Source organism: Acaryochloris sp. CCMEE 5410, assembly GCF_000238775.2.
Classification (GTDB): domain Bacteria; phylum Cyanobacteriota; class Cyanobacteriia; order Thermosynechococcales; family Thermosynechococcaceae; genus Acaryochloris.
The window spans coordinates 2,930,524-2,946,945 of sequence record NZ_AFEJ02000001.1; the positions used below are offsets into that span (position 1 = coordinate 2,930,524).

Below are 16,422 nucleotides of genomic sequence, written 5' to 3' on the forward strand. Positions count from 1 at the left end.
TCGCCTCTCTATAAATGGGGACACGTTAAATCTGGCCTTATCTAATTTTTTGAGGTTGCTCTTTACAGCTGCCTCCAAAAATTAAACAAAGCTCGCGGATCTCTCAAGGCCGGAGTCCTATCTGCGTACTTTATTAACCCCGACCACTCAAATATAGGCAAGTTTATTGTTACTGTAAATAGAAATATAAAAAACAGATTGCTCAATTAAATGAACAATGAAAAATGCCAGTCTCAATGATATCTCGGTGTTTGCAGAAGTTGCACGGGTGCAAGGTTTTCGTGCTGCTGCCGCCAATTTGAATCTTGGAGTTGGGTCAGTCAGTGAAACGATCCAACGACTTGAAAAACGTTTGGGTGTCCGCTTGATTGAGCGCACCACCCGAAAAATATCTCTGACCTATGCAGGCAAACAGTTGTTTGAAAGAAGCCTGCCTGCTCTAACTGATTTAGCCAGTGCCCTGGATGACGTAAGCGACGATCAAAACACTATTGCTGGCACATTACGTCTTTCAGCACCGCGTAGCAGCTCCCCCTTCTTTCTCGATGAATTAATCGCGGAATATTGTGCGACCTATCCAGCCGTCAATCTTGAAGTCATGTATGAGGATCAAAAAGTCGATCTGGTCGCCTCAGGCGTTGACGCAGCAATTCGCTCACAAACGTTAGTGCAGAAAGGTTCTTTTTCTATTGAAATTGGACCAAAACTAGATATGACCCTGGTCGCTTCTCCCTCCTATCTAGATCGCAAAGGCAGCCCCAAAAAGCCGACGGACCTTATAGACCATGACGGCATACGCTTCGGCTTTGGCAGTACAGATCGGCTAGCCCCGTGGTCATTTGTGGACGGTAAAAGTAAAAAGAATTACACAGTCTCGCCCCAGTCACGCATGATTGTCAACGATTTGGTGTCGATGCTCCATTTTGCTAAAGCTGGGCTAGGACTGGCCTATGTTTATCGCAAGCCTGCCGAACCTTTCATTGCTTCTGGGGAGTTAGTCACGCTATTTGATCAATACATTCCGTCATTGCCCCGGTACACCATTAACTATTTGACGAAACGCCATGTGCCCAAGCGATTAAAAGCATTTATTGATCTAGCGAGGACGGCAGAATAGATCGATTGAACCCTGACCTTGTTGGTTCAAAACCAAGATCGGTCTCTTCGATTACTCATCGCTGATATCGGCAAGAATAAAAAAATATCTCCCCAACATCAGTCAGGGAGATATTTCAAGAGTTAATCAAATTAAGCTTAGCTAGCGAGAGACTTGACGGTCTTCATAATGCCAACGGGGTCAATACCCTGATGAGGGAATTGCTCCCAAAGACCCCCACAGCCTTCTTCATGGGTGCCTAAGTAAGCAAATTTAGGAGAGAGTCCCCGCTCCAGAAGCCAAGAACCGAAACGGCTACCTAATCCAGTCCGGCGGTTAAAGGATTCAACCACCACCACAAAAGGAGCTGCACCAAGCTTTTTCATCATGTCCTCGTCTACCACATTGAGGGTGGACTTGTTGATTAGACCCACATCAATGCCTTCCTTCTTCAGACGCTCAACCGCATCCAAAGACCGATAGAGGGCTTCACCAAAGCTGACAATATAGCCCGCAGTCCCTTCCCGTACCACTTCGTCCTTGCCAGGGGTAAAGGTGTAGTTGCCTGCATACAGTTCACCACCATTGGTATCTGTCAGGAGGGGCACCTTAGACCGCGTGGAGAAGATAAACCGCAGACCAGGGTTGTCAAAGACCGACTTTACACAGGCCTTCATTTGGTTGGCATCGGCAGGGAAATAGAGCCGAGTCTCATAACCGTCATCCAAGCCATTATCGGCAAACATATTGTTAATCCCGAAGTGGCAGGTGTTATCGGCCATATCGTCAATGCCCGCATGGGAGAAGTGACAGAGCAAGTTGGACTTGTTCAAGCGAGCCATGGTGATTTCAGAGATACACATCTCCAAAAAGGCGCTAAAGGTAGCGAAGATGCCCTGCTTGCCTGCGGCCATGCCGAAACCAGCTGCCGCAGACAGGTTGCCCCGCTCTTGAATCCCGCCACTGATAAAGATTTCGGGATTGGCAGCCCGAATCTTATGGAGACCACAGGAGCCTTCCAGGTCGCTATCGACAACCAGCACCTTAGCCTTACGGTCGGCTTCGCTCATGCTACTGAGGACTTCTACCACTGCATCCCCAAAGACATTCCGGTTAGAGTCATACTTCTCAGAAGCCCCGAGGAATGTATAGTCCTGGCTAGGCTTAACCACGCTCTTCAGATTGGAAACCGCATCAGAATGACCGCGAGCTTCTAGATACTTAAGGGCGGCATCCACAGAGATCACGTCATGACCGTGGTTAGATCCTTCCAGGCCGTCGATACCCACACACATGGCCCGCTTGTTAATCACGGCCACGGGACCGGGGGTGTTAATCGCTTCACAAATGCGAGCGTAGAGCCCATCAATATCTTCACCATCGCCTTCTAGAACTTTGAGGCCATGACCTTCTAAGGTCTTTTTGACGCTAAACCCAGGTAGATAATCAGAAGGGCTACCGGCAATGGTGATGTCATTATCATCAATCAGCAGCTTGACGTTAATCTGCTGGGCAACGGCTAGACGAGCTGCTTCCGCGTCATTGCCTTCTTGCTGGGAACCATCAGACCCTAGACAGAACGCTGTTTTACCAGGATTTGCGAGGGCAACGCCATTCACATAGGGCCACATATGTCCCAAACGGCCGGAGCTAAATTTAACCCCAGGCGTGAGACCCAGTTCGGGGTGACCGGGCAAGGTGGAGTTAGCACCCCGATAGTTCATCAACTGCTCGGCAGGTAGAGAGCCTTCGAGGGTGGACATCAAGTATTGCGTCGCGACTCGGTGTCCAGCTTCATCAAAAAAGATAGGAACATACTTGTCGGCACTGCCCCGAAAGAGGGCATCCAAAATCATCACTTCGGGAACCGTGTCGTAAGGTCCACCGGTATGTCCACCCACACCTCGGGCTGCACCTGTGGCGGTAAAAAAGACAATGGCATCACGGCAAAGCTGAATATTCGCTTTGAGGGTCTCCCGTTGCTCTGGGGTGAGGGTGGGATTGCTAGCGTCCAGGGTCAGCGGCGTATAGGCCTTTAAATCAATCGGGAATGTTGTCATAGAAGCTGTTCCTTAAATGGGTCAATGTGAAGAGTTATAACGGGCTAGCCTGGCTATCGTACCATTTTGTCTTTATTGCTCCAGGCGTTTTTCTATACCTCGATCTGAGGTCATCTCAAGATGATCTCAACCTCAGGAGCATTGGGCGGCAAGACTGAACGAATCATCTCTTCGTTCGGCAGCCATTAGTTAAGTATTTTTACCTATTGTACTAGGTCATGGCCTAAACGTTGGCTAAAGGCTGAATTACCTCTGAGATCGCATCCGTAATCTCAGACTCCGGGCGACTGCCATCAATCTCCACCAAACACTGGCGGCGTCGATAAAAGTCAATTAAGGGGACGGTTTGATGGAGGTAAACCTGCAAACGCTGTCGAATCAGATCTTCGCTATCATCCTGGCGACCGCGCTTTAGCATCCGCTCCACCAGGAGATCTTCAGGAGCATCAAAGTACACCACCTGCCCGTAGGGTTGTCCCATAATTTGCAGTAGGGTATCCAGAGCTTGGGACTGGACCAAATTGCGAGGGAACCCATCCAAGATCCAGCCCTGCTGGGTGGCAGGCGTGCCAAAGCTGTCTCGCATCAGGTCAACGATGAGATCATCGGGCACCAATTCTCCTGTCTCGACATGGGTTTGGGCTTGTTTGCCTAGGTCAGATTGGGCTGAGATCGCATCCCGCAGCAAATCCCCCGTAGACAGGCTAGGAATCTGCCAGCGAGCAGCCAAAGCTGCTGCTTGGGTACTTTTACCAGAACCCGGTGGGCCAAGAAGAACAAGTCGCATAGGGATAGGGAGAAGTGACAGGACAATCGAAAATGTTCTGAACAGCGCCGTGGATAAGAGGAGAAGACTCACTTATCCAGCTCAATATGTCATGGGAACGAGAAGCTTTTTTGATGTCAGCGCCACTCTAGATGGAGAACAGCAGAAGATCCACAAGAGCTTATAACCTTGACTTAATCAGGAGAATAAAGCTTTTTCTGTAACATCCCCCTTACTATACACTGAATCCGATCCATCCCCCGTCTCAGAAGCAGTGAACTGAGTTAAATATGCGTCTGAGGGGTCTTAACGGCGACTCTCAGAGGGAAATGGGCTAGGCAGAGGGACCGCTTTGGGTCATGCTAGAAATCGTCAGTTTTCGCAAGCAGCTTTTTTTGGAGGTTCAGTATGAGCGCAGTTGATCCCGTTAAGTTAATGAAACAACAGGTGGGCAAAGCCGCAGCAGATCGGGTTCAGTCTGGCTCCATTATTGGGTTAGGAACAGGGTCCACCACGGCATTTGCCATTCAGTTCTTGGGGGATCGGATTAAGTCCGGTGAATTAACGGATATCAAGGGCATTCCCACCTCGTTTCAAGCGTCTGTATTGGCTAAGCAGTATGGCATCCCCTTAACCACCTTGGATGAAGTGGATCGGATCCATATCGGTATCGATGGCGCAGACGAAGTCGATCCCCAGAAAAATTTGATTAAAGGCGGTGGCGCGGCCCATACCCGCGAGAAGGTCGTCGATTCCCTGGCCGAGCAGTTTATTGTGGTGGTCGATCAATCCAAAATTGTCGATAAATTAGGGTCTACCTTCCCAGTGCCTGTGGAGGTATTGCCGATGGCGATCGCACCCGTGATGCAGGCATTAGAAAAACTCGGCGGCAAGCCGGAACTGCGCATAGGCGTCAAAAAAGACGGTCCTGTGATTACCGACCAGGGCAATATGGTGCTGGACGTGACCTTTAGCGATATTCCCAATCCCCCCGAACTGGAGAAAACCATCAACAACATTCCCGGCGTGCTAGAAAACGGCATCTTCGTGGGCATGACTGACATTGTTTTAATCGGTGAGATTAAAGACGGTAATCCCATCGTCCGTGAGATGTAATCGCCCATTGTTATCAAGGAAGTATGGGTGATACTTCCTTCTGATCACTTCACCTCCGGCTACCTAGTCGGGGGTATATTTTTTCCCTTCCTGTGGAGCCTCTTGCGCTTCTAAAAGGATGATTGCTTCTTCCTCAACTCTGCCTGTAGCACCGAGAAAATCAGCATAGCTTTCCAGTCGTTCCTGTGTCCGTTTTTCCTCTAAGCCCTCCAAATGGATGCGTTCGGCCTCATCGGTACGATCCGTCAGAAGATAGATAAATGCAAGCATGGTTCGGTTCAAGTGCCCACTTTTAAGCTCTATGGATTTCAGAAAACACTTTTCTGCTGACTCGTACTTTTCCAACTCCATCCACACAACACCCAACGCCCAATAAGCGATGTGACTGTGGCTTGCTGGAGCAAGGCACTGGTCTACTAACAGGGCACATACCTAAACCCTTTATTGGTGAGGAGTTCTAGTGTGCTCAACGGACGAGAACAAAATCCCATCTCCATTGCTGGTGTGGTCTGCTTACTGAGCCCCCAATGGGGTCTAACCCAGTTATGAATCAGGCGTTGTACATCTAGCACTCGCTGTAACCCCGACCGCTTCTTAGCGTAGAGATTCTGCCGTCTTCGATAAGCACTACATCGTCTCCTCAAGGCAGCATTGTGAGCCTCATTATGATTGGCATGGACCTCAGACCCTAGACTGATAGCGGTAAAGGGATGCTCTGCTTTCACCCACTCTACTCGCCGATTCCCCTGAGACCCTTTAACTTTCATCGCGACTTCTAACCCCTCTCGCCAAACCTTGCGATGCCCATAGTCAGGATGACACTCCTCACCATTGAGATAGACATTGGCGAGCTTCCAAAGTTCTTGTCCATAACGCCTCTCACCATCGGTAAACCATCGAATCCCATCACAGGCTTTGACCCACTCCCAAGCTGAGTAAACGCCATTTGCAAAAGTTGTGCATCCTTGAGGCCAGCTTGTGCTGTCAACCAATAGCGGCTTTCGCGTTCAAGGAAATGGATGGTCCAGCCCTGGGATTGGCTGGGGGGGAAGATTTTTGCCTACACGCGTGTAAACTTCATCCCCTTCTACCGTCACATCAGAGGCTGCTGGTGCGGGAGGTGACCAGTTCTGTGCTTGGTCTGCTAGGCGTTTTTCCCAACGCATAATGGTGGTATGAGATTTACCGAAAGTTCGACCTGCAGCACGAATACCCATCCCTTCGGTGCGAGCTTTGATGGCATAGCTCACTACTGAACTAGCGGTGCGTAAGCGAGCCATTGGGGTACCCGTGCGTTCGTTGAAACGCCGATTGCAATCCTTACACTGATATCGCTGGACTAATGTCCCATCTTGCAGGCTATCAAAGCCGCGCTTTAGGATCTTCTCGCTTAGACAATATGGGCATTCCATTGATCTACATTAGGTTGCGTCGGAAGCATTATAGCTAGATCCTGCTAACAGACCAGTGCCTTGCAAATGGGGGATAGCTTCTGAGTGTTGGTTGAGCTTGAAATAAGCCCATCCAGTATTCCAAGATGTATTAAAACTAGTTGGAAGAAGTTCTGAGTTTTGCTCAGCGAACTGAATAGCATCCCTCCAACGTTGCTGCTTCACCAACTGATCCATCTGTGTGGTTAGCTCTATCATATTCATTGATCTCTAGTACCTATCTCGCCCCTTGAATAGGAGATAAACCCTCGGGTTTTATCTGCACGAGAGTCAATTCACCTGTCCTAGGCTTATAAAGCCCAGCCTGGATGTCTTACCTAACCCCAGCTCAGCACTTGGGAGATTCTCCCACGCAAGAATGTAGGCTTCAGCCTACGCAAGAATAAAGGTTTCAGCTTATCTCGAATCTAGCGTTAGCCATGACTAATGCGACTCCGCATCGTGAAACAGGGGCGTGCTGAGATAGCGTTCGCCAAAGCTGGGCTGAATCATCACAATCAGCTTGTCCTTGTTCTCAGATCGTTTGGCCACTTGGATGGCCGCGCATAACGCTGCCCCAGATGAGATCCCGGACAGCAACCCTTCTTCCCGCGCGAGTCGCCGACCATAGGTGATGGCATCTTCATCTTTAACCAGGATCACTTCATCAATCAGATCCACCTTTAAAACGGGAGGGATAAATCCCGCGCCGATCCCTTGGATTTTGTGGGGACCAGGAGATCCGCCCGATAAGATAGGGCTGCCTTCAGGCTCCACAGCGATGGCCTGAAATGATTTCTTGCGAGCCTTTAAGACTTCGGCCACGCCAGTTAGGGTGCCCCCAGTGCCCACGCCAGCAATGAGGAAATCTACCTTACCATCGGTATCTGCCCAAATTTCTTCTGCTGTGGTTTGGCGATGAATTTGGGGATTAGCTGGATTGCGAAACTGCTGAAGCATATAGGCATTGGGTAGGGTATCCACCAACTCTTGAGCCCGTTCAATACAACCTCGCATCCCTTCTGTACCTGGGGTCAACTCTAGCTCTGCCCCGTAGGCCCGCAGCATTGCCCGTCGCTCGGCACTCATGGTTTCTGGCATAGTTAGGATCAGGCGATAGCCTTTGGCCGCCGCCACCATGGCCAAGGCAATTCCCGTATTGCCAGAGGTGGGTTCCACCAACACCGTGATACCCGGATGAATCAGTCCTTGTTTTTCGGCAATGGCAATCATATTGCTGCCAATCCGATCTTTCACCGACGCAGAGGGATTCAGGCTCTCCAGCTTGATAATAATTTTGGCCAGGCACCCTTCCATCTCTGGAATGCGATTGAGTTGAATGAGCGGCGTTTTACCAATCAGCTCGGTAATATCGTGGGCAATACGCATAGTGACAGTCTCTGCTTATCAGTTCAATCAAGGAAGAGAACGCGGCCCAGGCAGCTGAGCGTTGCCCTTTACTTAGATGTAATACATCAGGTCAATTTGTTTTTTAGCATCTCTGCGATCGCAAAGATCTTGCAACGTACAATTCTTGAGGATCTTGCTCGCTGCTTGATCCGCTTCGTGCCAAAGTTCTTGGACTACCGCTTTCTCCGTTGTCAGACCTGTTTGGGGTAAAGCGTTCGATTGCGGATCTCTGCCTTCTATACAGTTAATGATTTCTAGTAGGGTAATTTTCCAAGGTTCACGGGCCAATAAATATCCTCCGCGCGCCCCTCGCTGAGAACAGACTAAACCTGAACGGCGCAGAATGGCCAGGAGTTGTTCTAAATATCGATCGGGAATATGTTGTTGGGCTGCAATTTGGCGGATGCGTAGCGGCTCCCCTTGCGGGTAGTGATCCACCAGTGACAGCAATGCCAGCACCGCATATTCACATTTACATGACAATTCCACAGGGCAAGCCCCCCTGAGGCAACAACAGCCTTGGACCTAGTATACTCCGGTTCTCCATCGGAGTTTAGGGATTATCCTGCCTAGCCTTCTGAGTGCTCCTTTCAGCCAGACCTTACCCCAATTCAATCCCCATCCAGCGATACAGCCACAAAATTCCCTGCTGATATCCCGTCCAAATATGAACCCCTGACATCATGCACAGCAATGCTCCCAGCACGAGAAACGGGCCAAAAGGAATCACTTGAAACTTGCCCAGTTTGCCAAATACCCGGCCTCCTATCCCCACCACTGACCCTACCAAACAGGCGAGAAACAGAGTCAGTAAAACATATCGCCACCCTAACCAAGCCCCAATCATCGCCATTAGTTTGCTATCGCCACCGCCCATGGCAACACGGCCAAACGCTAGGCTCGCCAGAAAGCCGATTACATCAATCAGCCAGATCCCCGCAATCACCCCCAAAGCACCAAAGGTAAAACCTTGGGCTGCCCCCGTTAGGCCATTTTGATGCCAGCCCACTAGGGTCTGAAAGGTGATGCCCGAAATTACCCCCAATTGGGTTAAGGGGTTGGGCAATAACATCACATCTAAGTCAATCAGAGCAAGGGCAATCAGGACGCTGGCAAATAGCCAATAGCCCAAGGTTTGCAGTTGATAACCAAATAGCAGAAAAATCCCCAGAAACATACAGGCCGTAGCCGCTTCAACCAAGGGATACCGACTGGCAATCGGGGTCTTACAATAGCGACATTTGCCTTGGAGCCACAGCCAACCTAGCACAGGGACATTGTCATAGGGTTTTAGGGGGGTGTGACATTTGGGACAACGAGAGGGGGGATGAAGAAGAGATAAGCCTTCGGGTAGCCGATAAATCACGACGTTCAAGAAGCTACCCACTGAAGCCCCCAGGCTTACCACCAGTCCATAGATAAAGATTTCTGCCCAACTCATAGCTTTGTACGCATAGATATCCAGATCGCCGAGGGGATCAGGGCTATCTTTTGAGTGCTTCTCCTGAATGTTTGAAGGGAGATAACCTCTACTAGTGAAGGGCCACTCCTATAGGCAGGATACCCACTCTCTAATTGAGTTCGATATCTTCAGGTTGGGAGGACTCGTCGTTCTCCATATCCTCGACAGAAATAAAACATTCATGGGGGAGCAATATCGGATGCTCAGAGAAAATGAGTTGCCCACGCCCAGTGTTTCGATCCATCGCCACCCCAGTCGGAGATTGTGCGTCCACATGAATTTGGCAATAGGCTTGATAGGTTGCGCGAGCAGAGGCCAACATCACATCTGGGGAGGGTAATTGCACAGACTCAGAATGCCGATTCGGGTCAGGGGGATTATGAACGTATGTCACTCGAATATCCCTGTTTTACTAGGTTTAATTACCTGTAATTTGTAGCAAGAAACCCCTATTTCAGCAAGAGCAAAGCCTATATTTATCGACAAAAATTTGTACTTATTCTCAATTTTTTAGACCCATAAACAGCAAAAACGATGACAATTTTTGCGAAAAAATCTCTTGCATTAGCCTGACCATAACCCCGCCGCCAGATATTCATATCCGCAGCGCTCACTGATTTTAAGGGCAATAAAACGAAATTATTCTAAAATGCGATGGACATATTATGGTTGTTTCCGTCTGCATAGACAAAAGAATGGCCAATCATGGGGACACCTAGGGATTCGGCTTTATCCCTAATCGCGATCGCACGCTTTACCTAAGTTAGTGAAGTTGTGCATACTGACCTCTACACCTTGGATTTAACTCAACCATGAGCGAACGACCCACTCGACCGACCCGACCCAACCCATCTAAGCTGGCTAAGCGCAAGCCGAAGAAAGCTCAGTCCCGGACTTTGCTGTTGACGTTAGGTGGTGCGGCATTGCTGGTCGTGGGCGGGGCGCTTGCCTTCTTTTTTCTCCGAGGGAATGACGATAAAGCGGGGCCGTTACCCCTAGGGGCCAAAGTGGTGCCTAGAGACGTCATGCTCAGCGTCACCCTCAACACTGAGGGCGGTAAATGGCAACAAGTCGCCCAGTTCGGGACCACCGATACTCAGAAAACGTTGCAAGACCAGCTCCAGCAGCTAGAGAAAGACGTATTGGAACCCAATGGCCTGTCCTATAAAGCCAATATCCAACCCTGGGCAACCAATCAACTGACCATGGCGCTCTTGCCTCCCACGGTGGACTCCGTTGAGGAGCAAAGCCAGCAGGCCACAATTTGGGTGGTGCCCATCCGCGATCAAGGCCAGTTCGAAAAAGTATTTCAAAACAAGCTCACGTCGGCTAATTCAGCAGATACGCGCACCTATAAAAACACGGAGGTGTACGAATTTGAAGCAGATGATGGCAATCGCTATGGCTTTGCCACTTTAGATAATCGCTGGTTAGTATTTACCGCTGCCGATGCTCCTATTAATGCCGTCATTGATACCTATAAAGGGAAGCCAGCCTTAGCCGATGTGCCCCGGTATCAAGAAGCCCTCAAAGAGATCGAAAACGACGCTGCGATCGCAAAGGTCTATATTAATGTCCCCATCGCCGCCGCTCAGATGAGTCGTGTGCCCTTATCTCCAGCCAGCCAAGAACGTATTCAGAGTGTTCAGGGCATTGGCTCCACCCTGATGGTGGTTAAGGATGGCATCCAATTTAAGGCGATCTCCTGGCTCAAGCCCGATGCCAAGGACACCCTAAAGGCCAAAAATGAGGCCAAAGATATTGCCAAGCATTTACCCGACGATACGTTATTGATGACCTCGGGGGGGAATTTCCAGCAAGTCTGGCGGGACTATGCCCAGGGAAACTTAGCCAAGCTGGTGTTTCCCCTGAATCCTAAAGCTTGGAATGATGACCTCAGCAAACGAACGGGCATTGACTTTAATAACCAGTTTGTCAGCTGGATGGATGGAGAATTCTCTAGTGCCATCATTCCTGCCCAAACTGACGATAAAAAAGGGGTCGGGATCGTCTTCTTAGCCAAAGCCAAAGACCGGACCACCGCCAACCAGGCCTTTCGGGACCTAGATAATGCCATGCGCGAGCGCTTTGATTTTCTCGTGACTGAATCCAAAGTGGGGAATAAAACCGTTACGAACTGGAAGGTTCCCCCTGGACTCCCCATTGCCAGCCATGGCTGGTTGGATAATGACGTGGCCTTTTTTACCCTGGGAGCACCGATTGCCAACCGCTTACTGCCAGCTCCGAAGAAAAATTTAACCCAAGCAGAGAGTTTTCAGGGGGCCACCACTTCAGATTTAGATCCGAATAACGGCCATTTCTATATTGATATGCCGCGTATGTTGGGGTTGCTCGATACCAATCCCCTGCTGCCCAAACTGACGCCCGACACCACAAAATTTATGAAAGGGATCGAAACGATTGGTGTAACGACCGCTATCAACAATGAGTGGAGTACGCGCTACGACATTCATGTCAAACTAAAGAAAGAATCATAGTCGCGCAGGTGCGGCAAACCCACAAGCTTAAGATTGGAGGTTCCCCGATGGCTGCGAAGTTAGATGATGCGACCATTCGTGAACGGGCACAGACGCTCACGGGTTGGACAACAGATGGTCAATCCCTGAAGATTACCCGCAAGTTCAAAGATTTTTTGGCAGCTATGGCTTTTGTAAATAGCTTGGTAGATCCTGCCGAGGCTGCTGGCCATCACCCTGATATTTACATCAGCTACAACCGGGTCGATATTACCCTCACCACCCATGATGCGGGGGGCTTGACGGAGATGGATTTCCGCATGGCCCAAACCATTTCTAATCTGTAGGTCTGGCCCCGAACAGACCACCCATGAGCAACGGCACCCTACCGAATCGATCTGATGTGTGGTTGCAATCTTTGGGCTGGCAGCCTACCCCTGAGCAGGAGCAGCAGTTTGAACGGCTATTTCAGCAAATCGTCCAGGCCAATCAGCAGCTTAATTTAACCCGAATTACGGATCCGCCAGACTTCTGGGAAAAACATTTGTGGGATTCTCTCGTCGGTATTGCGCCTTGGCTACTGACAGAATCTCCTCCGCAAGGGCAGGTTGGCTTCTCGGTAGACAACAGCCGCCCCTTGAAGGTGATTGATATTGGGACGGGAGGTGGGTTTCCAGGGCTACCCATCGCCATTATTAAACCCACCTGGTCCATCACCCTCCTCGACGCCACCCAAAAGAAGCTGACTTTTTTGCAACAGGTGACGGCAGAGCTGGGCTTAGAGAATGTGGGGATGTGTTGCGATCGCGCCGAAAATCTAGGCCAACAGTCTCCCTATCGAGAATCCTTTGATCTCGCCGTTATTCGGGCCGTAGGTCCAGCTTCTGTCTGTGCTGAATACGCCCTCCCTCTATTGGCATTGCAGGGCTATGCTGTCCTGTATCGCGGCCAATGGACCACAGAAGAGCAGGAGGGCTTAATGACAGCCCTCTCAAAACTGGGAGGCGAACTAGTTACCGTATCACCTGTAAAAATGCCCCATTCTCAAGGCATTCGCCACTGTATCTATCTGCGTAAGATTAAGACCACAGATCCTAAATTCCCTCGGCGTGTGGGTGTACCTGCCCGAAAGCCCCTGTAATTTCACACCTATTCATGGCTGGTTTATACACCTAAAAATTCAGGTTATCGATAGGCTTCTAAGCCGCCAATCCAGGTAACGAGAGCCCGGCGGGTGCCTTCAGTCATAGCGGTGACGCGATGTAGGGTATAGCTAGGAAAAATAACCAGGGTGCCCCGAGAACGAGGCATCAGCACAGGCTTTTGAGTGGCATGAAGTTCCAGCCCACCGCCCACATAGGTCTCTGGATCGGAAAGCTGCACAGAGACAGACAACTTTCGCAAACCACTGCGCCGAGACCCAATATCCTGATGCCAGGTGTAATGTCCGCCGGGTTCATATTCCGTAAGCTGAATGGAGCTTTCAAATCCATCCAGCCGAAACTGCCAGTTCTCAGCATTCACCTGAGCAACGTGATGCATAATCTTCTCGTAGATCCAAACGCTGTCAGGGTGGTCGTTTAACCGCAACCACCGCAGGGTGCTATCTCGGGTGGCTTTATGAACAGATTTACCCCCCACTTCTCCGGTCATAGCTTTGACTTGGGAGAAATAGGTTTCAATGGTGTCGCATTCGCGATCGCTAAAGCAATGCTCTAGGGCGACGTATTTGCTGATGGTGGCTTGGTTGGGATTGTCGGAAACAAATTGAATTTTGGTCTCCACCTGCCGATCCATCAGCTGAATGTTATAGACCTGTTGGTTGATGACTTTATATTCAACGTTTGATTGGGCGAGGTCTGGCATAAGAACTTAGACAAGGAGAAATCGGCTGTTGATTGAAATTCTACCTGCATTCCCCGCTTTAGCCTTGAGAGTGCAGCCTTTCTTCAGCTTGCATCAAAGAACGGGTAACGATTGCTAAAAAGAGAATCGATGGCTCTTTTGCACGCGCCCTCTATGGGGTGCGATCTCACCCCGTATCTTTCCCTCACCCCCTACCCCTGAAGCACAGACAAATATGACTGCTCACCATACTCCAACAACTTTAGATCCTGGGTAACCAGCGTCCCATTCAAGATACGAGCTGTAGCTGCCAAGATCCGATCCGCTGGATCACCATGAATTCGTCCTGGTAATCGGGAGCTTTCAATCGCGATTTCTGGTGTTAAAGGCAATAATCTAAGTCCAGGGGCAGCCAAAGCCTCCCGCACCCAGTCCAGACACCCTTTCGATAATCGCAACCGTCCCTTCGACTCCAACATGCCAACTTCCCAAACTGAGATAGCACATACCCCTAACTGCGCCGATTGACTAGCTTGCTCAATGGCAGATAGCCCCTCAGTGGATAAACGTTCCACATTCCCATTGAGTAACCAAATCCAAATATGAGTATCCAATACCAGTAAGTCTTGGGTCACTCAGCATCAGCCTCCCAAACCTCATCCACAGGTGAGATAATATCGCCCGTTACCTGCACCGTGTCCTTCATATAGCCCACAATTGAGGTTTTGCAATCATCATCAACGGGCACTAACTTAGCCACGGGTTGTCCATGTTTGGTAATCACAATTTCTTCATGGGTCTGTTGCACTTGATCCATCAGCTTCAAACATCGGGCTTTGAATTGCCCAGCTCCGATCTGTTGCATATTCAAGCCTTTGCAAAACAGCTTACTCTAGTATAAACACAACCATGGTCATACTAAATAGGTCATATTTAAACTTACATCAATATGTCGCTATTAAAATAAATTCAAACACAAGGTACTGCATGAACTTGAATATCAACATTTAGTGTCTTCCGAAGAACCGTAAATATTGCATTTAAGCTATCCATCGTTGGATTCCCCTTGGCTGAAAGCATCCGATAAAGACTCTTGATGGGCTTATTGGCTTCAATGGCAAGTTGTTCAAAACCAACCGTTGCATTAACCAAATCCCTAAGTATCAATCGAGCCATATCTGGCTCACCATTGAGCAGCAAGTATGCAGCCTCATCCAGTAAAGCAGTTGCAAACTCCGGCTCCGATTGTACTCGGGCATAAATCGTTTCTTTAAAATCTTTGGTTAGTGCCATGGTGATGACTTCTAGCGATTTACCACTCGGTTATAAATCTGCTCATTCACCTTCGCCGATTGCCACAAATCCACCATCGGCTCTGGATAATCCTTTCCCACCGTCAAGCCAAACATCTCCTGCTCCAATGCCGTTAACTGCCAAGGCGTCTGCACCTGTCCCCCCGGTACATTCTGCAACTCCGGTAACCAATGGCGTACATAATCCCCTTGCGGGTCACAGTCCTTCGCCTGTTTAACAATATTGAAAAACCGAAAACCACGGGCATCATTCCCCACTCCCGCCGCATAATTCCAATTGCCCCAATTGCTACAGACATCGTAATCAATCAGGCAAGATTCAAACCATTCCGCCCCCATCTGCCAATTCAGACCCAAATTCTTGGTTAAAAAGCTGGCCACATTCTGCCGTCCCCGATTCGACATAAACCCCGTCGCCGCTAACTCCCGCATATTGGCATCAATCAGCGGAAACCCCGTCTGGCCCGTTTGCCATTTCTCAAAGGTTTCGCGGTTGTCCTGCCAGGGCAATGCCAGCCCCTGCAACCCCGACAACCGAAAGACCCGCTTGCCATGCTTGGCACAAATAAACCGAAAATAATCCCGCCAGATCAGCTCAAAAATCAGCCAGTACGTAGAGTTATTCTTCACCCGCTCCTGCTCATAGGCTTTCACCTGCTGGTGAATATAGCGCGGCGATACACAGCCCAAGGCAAACCACGGCGAAAACTTGGTGGAATTATTCGGCTGCAGCATCCCATTGCGGGTTTCCTTATACTGCTTGAGGCAATCCTGCTCCCAGATATAGTCTTGCAATCGCGCCAGTGCGGCCGTTTCTCCCCCAGAAAACTGCATCATTGCCCTGGGGTCTAGCTTAGGAGACGATAATCCCCAGTCCTCCAGTTGGGGCAACTCGCCTGGGTCAATATCTGGCAGTGCCGATAAAGACTGGGGAGCGGGAAAGGGGGCTTTAGGTTTGGCAGATTTCTCCACCTGCTTGCGGAACTGGGTGAATACTTCCGGCAGCTCTCGAATCGGGAAAGGCAGTTGTTCTGGGTGAAAGAGGGTACTGCTCCAAAATCGTAGGCACTCAATGCCTAGATCCGCTAAAGCGGTGCGCAGACGAGTCTCGACGTTTATCTCTTCAGCGGTGACTTCTCGGTTAAAATATACCACTTCTACATTCAAGGCTTGGGCCAACTCCGGTACAACCGTTTCGGGATAGCCCTGGCGCAGGATCAGATCGCTCTGCTTGCCCCGCAGAGATTGACGCAAATCTGCCACACTCTCCAATAAAAACTGGGCTCTAAACGGTCCCGTTTTGGGAAAGCCAAAGGGAGTTAGGCCGAACTGACGGGGGTCAAAGCAGTAGCAAGGAATCACATCCGCATTGGAACGCACCGCTTGATGGAGCGGTGCATGGTCATGGAGCCGCAAGTCATTGCGAAACCAAATGAGGACTCGCACC

Annotated in this window: 17 protein-coding genes and 1 pseudogene; 5 read left to right on the top strand and 13 right to left on the bottom strand. The window is 49.8% G+C overall.

The genetic code is table 11. The features are described 5' to 3' along the window. Nucleotides 1-217 precede the first annotated feature (217 nt). Nucleotides 218-1,117 (top strand): LysR family transcriptional regulator, encoded by a 900-nt coding sequence (locus ON05_RS13450; protein WP_010467704.1) that lies wholly within the window; start codon nucleotides 218-220, stop codon nucleotides 1,115-1,117. Between the two features lie 137 nt (nucleotides 1,118-1,254). On the opposite strand, the gene ON05_RS13455 is transcribed toward ON05_RS13450, so the two are convergent. Together ON05_RS13455 and ON05_RS13460 are read right to left on the bottom strand one after the other, a co-directional pair. Continuing rightward, entirely contained in the window at nucleotides 1,255-3,156 is a 1,902-nt protein-coding gene (locus ON05_RS13455) for a transketolase C-terminal domain-containing protein (protein WP_010467703.1), read from the bottom strand. A 223-nt stretch (nucleotides 3,157-3,379) separates the two neighbouring features. After that, on the bottom strand, nucleotides 3,380-4,015 hold the full coding sequence (locus tag ON05_RS13460; protein ID WP_262561707.1) for an adenylate kinase: 636 nt from the start codon (nucleotides 4,013-4,015) through the stop codon (nucleotides 3,380-3,382). Between the two features lie 315 nt (nucleotides 4,016-4,330). Between ON05_RS13460 and rpiA the strand changes: the two genes are divergently transcribed. After that, nucleotides 4,331-5,038, top strand: coding sequence for a ribose-5-phosphate isomerase RpiA (gene rpiA, locus ON05_RS13465; RefSeq protein WP_010467701.1), 708 nt, complete (start codon nucleotides 4,331-4,333; stop codon nucleotides 5,036-5,038). A 63-nt stretch (nucleotides 5,039-5,101) separates the two neighbouring features. Here rpiA and ON05_RS13470 read toward each other — a convergent pair whose 3' ends face one another. The 6 genes and pseudogenes from ON05_RS13470 to ON05_RS13495 all read right to left on the bottom strand — a co-directional run bounded on the left by ON05_RS13470 (nucleotide 5,102) and on the right by ON05_RS13495 (nucleotide 9,734). Further along, nucleotides 5,102-5,404: a hypothetical protein gene (locus ON05_RS13470; RefSeq protein WP_396149259.1), complete on the bottom strand. Its 303-nt coding sequence runs from the start codon at nucleotides 5,402-5,404 to the stop codon at nucleotides 5,102-5,104. Nucleotides 5,405-5,454: 50 nt separating this feature from the next. Then, nucleotides 5,455-6,450, bottom strand: a pseudogene (locus tag ON05_RS13475) (IS1 family transposase). A 462-nt stretch (nucleotides 6,451-6,912) separates the two neighbouring features. Beyond that, complete coding sequence (gene cysK, locus ON05_RS13480) at nucleotides 6,913-7,857, bottom strand: cysteine synthase A (protein ID WP_010468968.1); 945 nt, start codon at nucleotides 7,855-7,857, stop codon at nucleotides 6,913-6,915. Between the two features lie 72 nt (nucleotides 7,858-7,929). Continuing rightward, entirely contained in the window at nucleotides 7,930-8,367 is a 438-nt protein-coding gene (locus tag ON05_RS13485; RefSeq protein WP_010468967.1) for an Rrf2 family transcriptional regulator, read from the bottom strand. Nucleotides 8,368-8,479: 112 nt separating this feature from the next. Further along, entirely contained in the window at nucleotides 8,480-9,319 is an 840-nt protein-coding gene (locus tag ON05_RS13490) for an A24 family peptidase (protein ID WP_010468966.1), read from the bottom strand. 130 nt (nucleotides 9,320-9,449) lie between these two features. Further along, on the bottom strand, nucleotides 9,450-9,734 hold the full coding sequence (locus ON05_RS13495) for a hypothetical protein (RefSeq protein ID WP_010468964.1): 285 nt from the start codon (nucleotides 9,732-9,734) through the stop codon (nucleotides 9,450-9,452). Nucleotides 9,735-10,152: 418 nt separating this feature from the next. Between ON05_RS13495 and ON05_RS13500 the strand changes: the two genes are divergently transcribed. From ON05_RS13500 to rsmG, 3 genes are read left to right on the top strand one after another with little or no spacing between them, the layout of a single operon-like run. Continuing rightward, nucleotides 10,153-11,838: a DUF3352 domain-containing protein gene (locus tag ON05_RS13500; protein ID WP_010468963.1), complete on the top strand. Its 1,686-nt coding sequence runs from the start codon at nucleotides 10,153-10,155 to the stop codon at nucleotides 11,836-11,838. A gap of 47 nt (nucleotides 11,839-11,885) precedes the next feature. Then, a complete protein-coding gene (locus ON05_RS13505) occupies nucleotides 11,886-12,164 on the top strand; it encodes a 4a-hydroxytetrahydrobiopterin dehydratase (protein WP_010468960.1) in 279 nt (92 codons plus the stop codon). Between the two features lie 23 nt (nucleotides 12,165-12,187). Beyond that, nucleotides 12,188-12,958, top strand: coding sequence for a 16S rRNA (guanine(527)-N(7))-methyltransferase RsmG (gene rsmG, locus ON05_RS13510; RefSeq protein WP_010468958.1), 771 nt, complete (start codon nucleotides 12,188-12,190; stop codon nucleotides 12,956-12,958). 44 nt (nucleotides 12,959-13,002) lie between these two features. On the opposite strand, the gene ON05_RS13515 is transcribed toward rsmG, so the two are convergent. The 5 genes from ON05_RS13515 to ON05_RS13535 form a co-directional block, all read right to left on the bottom strand. After that, nucleotides 13,003-13,683: a 2OG-Fe(II) oxygenase gene (locus ON05_RS13515; protein WP_010468956.1), complete on the bottom strand. Its 681-nt coding sequence runs from the start codon at nucleotides 13,681-13,683 to the stop codon at nucleotides 13,003-13,005. A 191-nt stretch (nucleotides 13,684-13,874) separates the two neighbouring features. Continuing rightward, complete coding sequence (locus ON05_RS13520; protein ID WP_010468953.1) at nucleotides 13,875-14,297, bottom strand: type II toxin-antitoxin system VapC family toxin; 423 nt, start codon at nucleotides 14,295-14,297, stop codon at nucleotides 13,875-13,877. Continuing rightward, nucleotides 14,294-14,527, bottom strand: a complete 234-nt coding sequence (locus ON05_RS13525) for a type II toxin-antitoxin system Phd/YefM family antitoxin (protein ID WP_010468951.1) — start codon at nucleotides 14,525-14,527, stop codon at nucleotides 14,294-14,296. The genes ON05_RS13520 and ON05_RS13525 overlap by 4 nt, the downstream gene beginning before the upstream one ends. A gap of 104 nt (nucleotides 14,528-14,631) precedes the next feature. Continuing rightward, nucleotides 14,632-14,955 (bottom strand): DNA-binding protein, encoded by a 324-nt coding sequence (locus tag ON05_RS13530; protein WP_010468949.1) that lies wholly within the window; start codon nucleotides 14,953-14,955, stop codon nucleotides 14,632-14,634. An 11-nt stretch (nucleotides 14,956-14,966) separates the two neighbouring features. Beyond that, entirely contained in the window at nucleotides 14,967-16,421 is a 1,455-nt protein-coding gene (locus tag ON05_RS13535) for a DASH family cryptochrome (RefSeq protein WP_010468947.1), read from the bottom strand. Nucleotide 16,422: the final 1 nt, after the last annotated feature.

What these genes read in the sequence shown, in the direction of transcription:
- ON05_RS13450 (WP_010467704.1), top strand. Translation starts at nt 218, where the DNA reads ATGAAAAATGCCAGTCTCAATGATATCTCGGTGTTTGCAGAAGTTGCA.
- ON05_RS13455 (WP_010467703.1), bottom strand. Translation starts at nt 3,156, where the DNA reads ATGACAACATTCCCGATTGATTTAAAGGCCTATACGCCGCTGACCCTG.
- rpiA (WP_010467701.1), top strand. Translation starts at nt 4,331, where the DNA reads ATGAGCGCAGTTGATCCCGTTAAGTTAATGAAACAACAGGTGGGCAAA.
- cysK (WP_010468968.1), bottom strand. Translation starts at nt 7,857, where the DNA reads ATGCGTATTGCCCACGATATTACCGAGCTGATTGGTAAAACGCCGCTC.
- ON05_RS13490 (WP_010468966.1), bottom strand. Translation starts at nt 9,319, where the DNA reads ATGAGTTGGGCAGAAATCTTTATCTATGGACTGGTGGTAAGCCTGGGG.
- ON05_RS13500 (WP_010468963.1), top strand. Translation starts at nt 10,153, where the DNA reads ATGAGCGAACGACCCACTCGACCGACCCGACCCAACCCATCTAAGCTG.
- ON05_RS13505 (WP_010468960.1), top strand. Translation starts at nt 11,886, where the DNA reads ATGGCTGCGAAGTTAGATGATGCGACCATTCGTGAACGGGCACAGACG.
- rsmG (WP_010468958.1), top strand. Translation starts at nt 12,188, where the DNA reads ATGAGCAACGGCACCCTACCGAATCGATCTGATGTGTGGTTGCAATCT.
- ON05_RS13515 (WP_010468956.1), bottom strand. Translation starts at nt 13,683, where the DNA reads ATGCCAGACCTCGCCCAATCAAACGTTGAATATAAAGTCATCAACCAA.
- ON05_RS13525 (WP_010468951.1), bottom strand. Translation starts at nt 14,527, where the DNA reads ATGCAACAGATCGGAGCTGGGCAATTCAAAGCCCGATGTTTGAAGCTG.
- ON05_RS13530 (WP_010468949.1), bottom strand. Translation starts at nt 14,955, where the DNA reads ATGGCACTAACCAAAGATTTTAAAGAAACGATTTATGCCCGAGTACAA.